Genomic DNA, 8,192 nt, shown 5'->3' with positions numbered 1-8,192 from the left:
AGGAGGCATTGCTGGCGTGAAAGGAGCAATTGCCCCACCCAACGAACTCGCTCGTTTCGCTCTTCATTGAAATCAGAGCCACGGCGAGTTTGGGTCTGCAGCGGAATTTGGGGTCGCCCCGAAAGCGGTCGATTGCCGCCTAAGCGAACGCATCTTTCCAAGGCCCCGTGATCGCGCAAGTGATGCCAGGAGTTTGCAGGTTGATGAACAACCACTTTCCATCTGGACTGAAGGTTGCTCCCGCCCACTCTTTGGTTCGGAAATCACCTTGGAACCCGTTCTTCTCACCTTTGAGCTGCACGTTGTTCTCCGCCAACAACTTCAACTTGCCATCTTGCGACAAAGTAAACGCTCGCTGCGGGTATTCGTTGGCGCCGTAGTCATTGTCTTCGCACAGCACCAAACCACCTTGCGGGCTGACACACAGATTGTCGGGCATATTCAAAACCGGCTTGCTCGGAGATTCAAACAACAACTTCAACGTTTGCTTCTCAGGGTCGAACTGCCAAATCTGACCGGCTTTCGCAGCACCGCCGCTGGTCGCATCGAAATAGACCACGCCGTTACCGAACCAGCACCCTTCCAAACGTGAGAATGTGGATCCACCTTTGGCTTGCCCTTGTTTGAACACGCCCAACTCGTCGCCGACTTCGCCTTCTTTCGAAACCTTCTGCAACGACTCCGGGCTGTGTGCCAGCGTGGGGTCGTCGATCAAGTGCCAACGCACATCGAACTCGACGCCATCTTGGAAGCCACCGCGCAGATCCGATTGCCCCACGATTTCTGCCATCTCCAACCGCCCACCGTCCGCCAGTTTTTCTGGCGTGTTGGGCAAGAACCGATAGAAGCCCGATGTCGAACGATCTTCAGTGAGGTACACGATGCCGCTGTTTCGATCGACGGCGACCGCTTCATGGACAAATCGTCCCATGTCTTTCAACGGCACGGGATCGCCGTTTGAGTCCGTGTGCCCCACTTCGAAAACCCAACCGTGCGTCTTTTCAAAGGTGCGAACTTTGTCGTCTTTGTAGTGGTCGGCGTCCGACGGCCCTAACACCGTTTCTTCCGCAGTCAACCAAGTCCCCCAAGGCGTGACTCCCCCCGCACAATTGCGACTGGTCCCCGAGAACACCACACGACTGTCCAACCACTCACCTTTTGCACTGTCAAATCGCAACTCCGTGCAACCTGCTTGCGCTCGTTTATCGTAGGCCTTTCCGGCTTGAAAGGTGATCGCGCGACCGTCGTCACTGACCTCATGGTTTCGACAAAGGGTCAACACGTCACCATCGCTGGCGATCACCCCCATGCCGTCGTGAGCGTGCGGGGTCGGCGTCCCATCACTCATGATGTCTCGTGTCCAGCCGAAGGTCCGATATCGAAAACCTTCCGGTAATCGCAACAGTTCCAGTCCCGTCGTTTCATCTGCCGTCGATCGCAACCCCGAATCGATCTTGGCCTGTCCACCCTGGACCACGTTTTGGCCCAACCCAGCCAATGCAGCGGTCACCCCGAAAGAGCCCAACGCGGAGAAATTATCACTAAGAAACTGTCGTCGATTGCGATCGGTCATGAGAAGGGTCACTCCTACCAAAGAGGATCAACGAGAGCGAGAAACGCCCGAGCGATCCTTGAAACGGAACGGGAAGATTGAAACGAAACGGGAAGATTGAAACGAAACGGGGACAGAAGACACCGGAGCACACTCGCTCGCCGGCACCCGTTTTCGCGACAGAGTATCCCATTCCGCTCAAACCGCCTCTCGCAGTTTCTCGCCAGCCAAAAATCTTCACGAGATGTTCACAGAAGCGACACGGGCAAAGAGGCGTCCCCCCCGCGCCCATGAAGATTTCTTGAAATCGAAGCGTGCACGGCACAATCACATTGGTTCAAAATGAGCGATCGATACACTTCCCGCGAAATGCCAAACCGTGACTGCGGGAACCTTAAATTGACCTTCCTATCCTCCCGGCTGACGCATTGCTTTTCGACAAACGTTTTGCCGCCCCCTCCTGCCCCAAATCCACTCATGTCACGACCATCTGATACCGACCGCGCCTCTGCTGCCTGCAATCGACGACGCTTTCTCGCGTTCTCCAGTGCTCTTCCCGCCTACGTGATGTCCACCCAGCACGCCTGGGCTGATTCCAAAGTTTCGTTTTCCAATGACCCGTTCAGCCTTGGCGTCGCCTCGGGCGACCCGGATCATCGCGGCATGGTTCTGTGGACCCGTCTGGCACCTTCGCCATTGCTACCCGACGGCGGCATGCCAGCTCAAATCGTGGAAGTGACTTGGGAAGTCGCCACCGACGACACGATGAAAAACGTGGTCGCCTCCGGCACCCAACTGGCAACACCTCAACTGGGTCATTCCGTTCATGTCGAGCTGAATCAACTGGAGCCCGATCGTTGGTACTGGTATCGATTCCGATGCGGTGACGCCGAAAGCCCCATCGCTCGCACTCGCACAATGCCACTGCCGCATCAACTGCCTGACCGAGTTCGATTCGCAGTGACGTCCTGCCAAAACTACGAGCAGGGCCTGTTCACCGCTTACGAACAAATGGCGGCAGACGATGTCGACATGGTCTTCCACCTGGGCGACTACATCTATGAATACGAAGCCGGTCGCAACGGCAAAGTCCGCACGCACCACGGATCCGAGATCATGTCACTGGGTGACTACCGCGTCCGTCACGCTCAATACAAAAGCGATCCTCTGTTGCAAAACATGCACGCCCAATGCCCTTGGTGGGTCACTTGGGACGACCACGAATTTGACAACAACTGTGCCAATGACGTCTCCGAACAAACAGAGGTCGATCCGCTCTCATTCCTATCGCGACGAGCCAACGCCTACCAAGCGTATTACGAAATGATGCCGCTTCGACTGCGTCAGATCCCGCGTGGCAGCGACATGCGTTTGTATCGTTCGGCTCAATTCGGACGACTGGCCGAGTTCTCGATTCTTGACACTCGCCAATATCGAACCGACCAACCCAACAACGATCGCAAGAGCCCGCTCAATGAGGCCGCCTTGGACCCAACTCAGTCCATGCTTGGAACCAGACAACGCGGCTGGCTGTCTCGCAACCTGATCCGTTCCAACGCAACGTGGAACGTGCTGGCGCAACAAGTCATGATGGGCATGGTCAATCGTTCGGGCGATCCAGACAATCATCAATTCTCGATGGACCAATGGCCCGGCTACGCTCACGAGCGAATGGAGTTGCTGCGTTACATTCGCGAACGACAAATCAGCAACCCAGTTGTTTTGACCGGCGACATTCACTCCAACTGGGCCAACGAACTTCGCGTCGACGACCGACAAAGCGAACAAGAACCTATCGCGACTGAGTTCGTTGCCACCTCGCTTTCCAGTGGAGGCAACGGCCGCGACAAACCCAAGAACCTAGACGCCTTGTTGGCCGAAAACGCTTGCGTGAAATGGCACAACACTGAACGTGGCTACATCCGCTGCGACGTCACGCCAAACAGTTGGAAGTCCGACTACATGGTCGTGGACGACGTGCTGAAACCTGGCGGTAAAACGTTCTCACGCAATTCGTTTGTCGTCGAATCCGGTTCACCGAAGTTGAACCAAGCCTGAACGAACTTCTGAACGAACTTCTGAACGATCATCGAGACGACGTCCGACACTTCTCGCCCCTCGCGTGTCGCTGGCTCACTGCTGGCGGCACGCCTCTTCGGCACCCGCGTCCGATTCGGCACCGGAAACCGATCACGCTCCAAGTCGGCTTCAAATAGAACGAGCCATCCCGCGACGCCCCACGGTCGCTCACGTGATCAAGAGCTGTTCTCTACAGCCGCAACCTCTCATCTCCATGGGCGAAAATCCATAGAGGTCCGCTACCAGCAGGCACCTGAAATGTCGCAAAAGCTTTGTATAGAGTGCGCTTCTATCATCCCGAAACTGGCCCGATGAACTAGAATGCAGCCCTTACGTGTCTTCCCTCCTCCTACCTTCTACGGCGAGCCAAACTCGCTGCTAAGAACCTGCCTCAAAATGAACCTGCTACCACCAAACCATTTGCGACTCAGCGCAAACCAATTGCGACGTCCCGCGTCGACTTGGATTCCACTTAGTCTCGCGTTCCTGCTGGCGACTGGAATGTCCCTCGCCAGTGCTGACGAGAATTCCGGCGATGGCGTGCAAGCGCCGGAGGTCATCACGACCGTCACGGACAACGAAACTCAACAGACCAAGAAGGTCCGTCCGGAATATCTGCAACCCGTCGAAGTCGGTGGTGATGTGCCCGCCACATCGCTGCCATTGAAGCCATCCCAAGGCGAAACAATCGCCTTCCTCGGCAACGGACTGGCCTCGCGAATGGAGTTGTTCAATGCGTTTGAAACAGCTCTCTACAAACAATTCCCCGACAAACAACTGACATTCCGGAACATGGGCTTCCCGGGCCACACGCCCGCCTACCGACCCGAAGCCGGTAAGAAGGATCCGTGGGCATTTCCCGGTGCGGAGAAGTTCCGACCTGAAATCCAGGCCCACTACGGCGAAGGCCATTATCCCAAACCCGACGAATGGCTGACCATCGTCCAAGCGCACACGATCGTCGCCTTCTTTGGCTTCAACGAATCCTTCGACGGCATGGACGGGGTCGAAAATTTCAAAAACGAACTGCGTGCTTTCGTCGATCACACCCTGTCGCGGTCCTACGAACGTGACGCATCCAAACCACCTCGTTTGGTGCTAGCCACTCCGATCGCAATGGAGCAACACCCCGAGTTCAACCTCCCCAACGCGGACGAGCGAAACGCCATCCTGAAAGCGTACGCGGATGCCGTCGGCGCGGTTGCCGATGAAAAACATGTCGGCTTCATCGACCTCTATACACCTACCTCGCAGTGGTTCCAAACCTTCGACGAACCGCTGACGATCAACGGTGTGCACTTGTCCGAAGATGGCTACCGCAAACTGGCTCCCGTCATCATGCAGCAATTGTTCGGTACTGACTCCGGTGTCGCCCCAACCGATTCGCTGTTGCACCAAGCCGTTCAAGACAAAGCCTGGTTCTGGCGCAATGACTTCCGCATGCTCAACGGCGTGCACGCTTACGGTCGTCGCTGGGCTCCCTACGGCAACTTCAACTACCCCGAAGAAATCGAAAAGATCCGTCAGATGACGGTCTTGCGAGACCAAAACATCTGGGCCATTGCTCAAGGCAAATCGTCGACGCTGGAAGTCGATGACTCGATCACCCGACCTCTGTCGTCGGTTGAAACGAACTTCCGCATGAGCGAGAAGAACGGCAACCCGGACTACCTCAAAGGCGAAGAAGAAGCTCTCAAGACCTTCACGTTGCCCGAAGGTTACGAAGTCTCGATGTTTGCTTCCGAGCAAGATTTCCCAAACCTGGGCAACCCTGCCCAAATGCGATTTGACAACAAAGGTCGCTTGTGGGTTTCGACCCTACCAAGTTACCCGCACTACAAACCAGGTGACTCCAAACCCAACGACATGATCCTCCTTTACGAGGACACTGATGGCGACGGACGTGCGGACAAAGAAACCGTCTTTGCCGATGGCTTGCACATGCCAATCGGTTTCGAACTGGCTCCCGAAGGTGTCTACCTCTCGCAAGAACCTTTCCTGGTACTGCTCAAAGACACCGACGGAGACGATCACGCCGACAAGATGGAATATTTGCTCGACGGTTTCGACCCTCACGACACTCACCACGCGATTTCGGCGTTTGATGTCGACCACGGTGCCGGCATCTACATGTGTGAGGGTCGCTTCCTGCACTCGCAAGTCGAAACCCCCTGGGGGCCCGAACGCATGACCGACGGTGGCGTTTGGCGATTCGATCCCAAATCATGGAAAGTCGAACGCGTCATGCAGACCGATGTCTCCAACCCCTGGGGTGTCGCTCACGACGAATACGGTCAAACGTTCGTCAATGACGCCTCCGGTGGGTCGCAGTACTGGATGCTGGGTTACTCGGTTAAAGTCCCACACTCGAAAGAGATTCCAAAGGTTTCGAAGTTCAACTACGAACACCACACCCGCCCAACATCGGGCTCGGAGTTCCTCTACAGCCGCCACTTCCCCGACGAAGTCCAAGGCGACTACATGTACGCCAACACAATCGGCTTCCTTGGAATCAAACAGTACAAGACGGTTGAAGACGGAGTTGAGATCAAAGGCAAGTTCCGCCAAGACTTGATCCAATCCTCCGATGGGAACTTCCGGCCTTGTGACCTCGAAGTCGCTCCCGACGGAAGTCTGTACTTCATCGATTGGCACAACACGCTGATCGGTCACATGCAACACAGTGCTCGTGACCCGATGCGAAACTCAGAATATGGCCGTATCTACCGCATCACTTACGCGGACCGCGATCTGGTCAAACCGCCAACCGTTGCCGGTGCTGACATCGAACAACTGTTCGAGAACATGAAGCTGCCGGAACTCAACGCTCGCAAACGTTCGCACCTCGAACTTCGCGGTCGTGACAAACAAACTGTGCTCGCCGCGGCCAAGAAATTCGCCAGCGACAACGCTGACAACGAACGCTTGGTCCTGGAAGCTCTCTGGGCAACCTGGGGCCAACAAGAACCATCCATCGAGCTGATCAATCAGTGCTTGCAAGCCGAAGACCACCGCGTCCGCTCCGCTGCGGTTCGAGTGGTCCGGCACTGCCTGCACTTGCTCGATCATCCCGAAACGTACTTGCTGACCGCTGCCACCGACACGCACCCACGTGTTCGCCTGGAAGCTCTCTCGGCCGGTTCATGGTTGGGTGGCAAAAACGGCGCCGAAGTGTTGCTGACCGTTGCTTCGTACAAAACGGACCGCTGGATCCGCAACGCTCTCAACAGCGCCATGCCGCTGCTCAAAGATGATGTGGAGCAGTTGATCGAGAACAAGCAGTTCGACCCAGAAAACTTGTTGGTGGAATACAAGCAATTGCTCGCCAGCAAATTGGAAGGTGCCGCCAAACCCAAGAACTACCGAACGAAATCGAACAAGTTCAAGAACAAAGCATTCGCGAAGACCTACGACCTCGGTCAGCAAGTCTTCTTTGAAGAAGGTTCTTGCTACGCCTGCCACCGTGACAACGGTGAAGGCATCGTTCGGATCTACCCGCCACTGGCTGGTAGCGAATGGGTCAACGGCGATTCCGAGCGTCTGATCAAACTCACGCTGCACGGCATCTGGGGAAAAATTCGCGTTCGCGGCAAGGTCTTTGAACCAACCCAAGGCGTGCCACCGATGACCGCCATCGGCGACATGTTCTCTGATGCGGAAATCGCTGCGGCACTGACCTACGTTCGAAACAGCTGGGGCAATGACGCCAGCGAAATCAAACCGGACGAAGTCAAACGAATTCGAGCCGCAACCGCTGATCGCCAACGCTTCTACAGCCCCGAAGAACTGATTGAAATGCATCCGTTCCCCGAAGGCAGTCGCCCTGAGATGGTGGAAGAGGAACCGGTCAGCAACCAACTCGAAAACGACCTCCTCGCGGAATCACTGAGCGATCTGGTTCGTGACGCAACAACGAAAGGCGACGCCATTCGAGGTGCCGGTTACTTCTATGGTTCCAAGACCGCTTGCGCGACGTGCCACGATGTCACCGAAGGCTACCAACTCGGGCCTCACCTCACCAAAACACGTGAGGGCATCACCCATGAGCACTTGATCGAATCGATCCTAAAACCATCCGAGAAGATCCTGGAAGGCTACCAAACTGTGAACGTCATCACGGTCGACGGCGCCATCCTCTCAGGCTTCCTGGTCGAAGAAACGGACGACAAGATCACGCTCAGCATCGCAGCCGATCAAGGCAAACCCCGCACCATCCCAATCGATGATGTGGAAGACGTGCTCGAGTCACAAAACTCGACCATGCCACCTGGACTGGTGAACATGTTGAAGGATCGACAACAGTTTTTGGACCTCGCCAAGTTCATCTTCGAAGTCAACGAAGGCGGCGCCAAGAAGCTGAACCAGTTGAAGAAGAAAGCGAAGATCAAGAACTGATCCGGAAGAAAGTTCGCTTTCGAAAGTCGCGGTTCCTGCCCCGCCTCGCATCGAGGTGGGGCCGTTTTAATACGCTGTGCCAGTAACGCCTTGAGAACCCCGCCCGTGCAGAGGTCGTGCAGTTTTTAAGTGCTGTGTTGCCAAACGTTTATCATCGCCCCCCCCT

The 8,192-nt window shown here is 55.8% G+C and carries 3 protein-coding genes; 2 read left to right on the top strand and 1 reads right to left on the bottom strand.

The annotated features are described in order from the left end of the window. Positions 1 to 139: 139 nt before the first annotated feature. Complete coding sequence (locus ACF8AM_RS07160) at positions 140 to 1,573, bottom strand: alkaline phosphatase PhoX (protein ID WP_392554971.1); 1,434 nt, start codon at positions 1,571 to 1,573, stop codon at positions 140 to 142. Between the two features lie 456 nt (positions 1,574 to 2,029). On the opposite strand from ACF8AM_RS07160, the gene ACF8AM_RS07155 reads away from it, so the two are divergent. Both ACF8AM_RS07155 and ACF8AM_RS07150 read left to right on the top strand, forming a co-directional pair. Further along, on the top strand, positions 2,030 to 3,610 hold the full coding sequence (locus ACF8AM_RS07155) for an alkaline phosphatase D family protein (protein WP_392554970.1): 1,581 nt from the start codon (positions 2,030 to 2,032) through the stop codon (positions 3,608 to 3,610). A 417-nt stretch (positions 3,611 to 4,027) separates the two neighbouring features. Further along, positions 4,028 to 8,026 (top strand): PVC-type heme-binding CxxCH protein, encoded by a 3,999-nt coding sequence (locus ACF8AM_RS07150; protein ID WP_392554969.1) that lies wholly within the window; start codon positions 4,028 to 4,030, stop codon positions 8,024 to 8,026. Positions 8,027 to 8,192: the final 166 nt, after the last annotated feature.

It is taken from the genome of Rhodopirellula sp. JB055 (assembly GCF_043100905.1).
Lineage (GTDB): Bacteria > Planctomycetota > Planctomycetia > Pirellulales > Pirellulaceae > Rhodopirellula.
The sequence above is the reverse complement of the archived record's forward strand: the minus strand, read 5'-3'. Positions and strand labels throughout refer to the sequence as shown.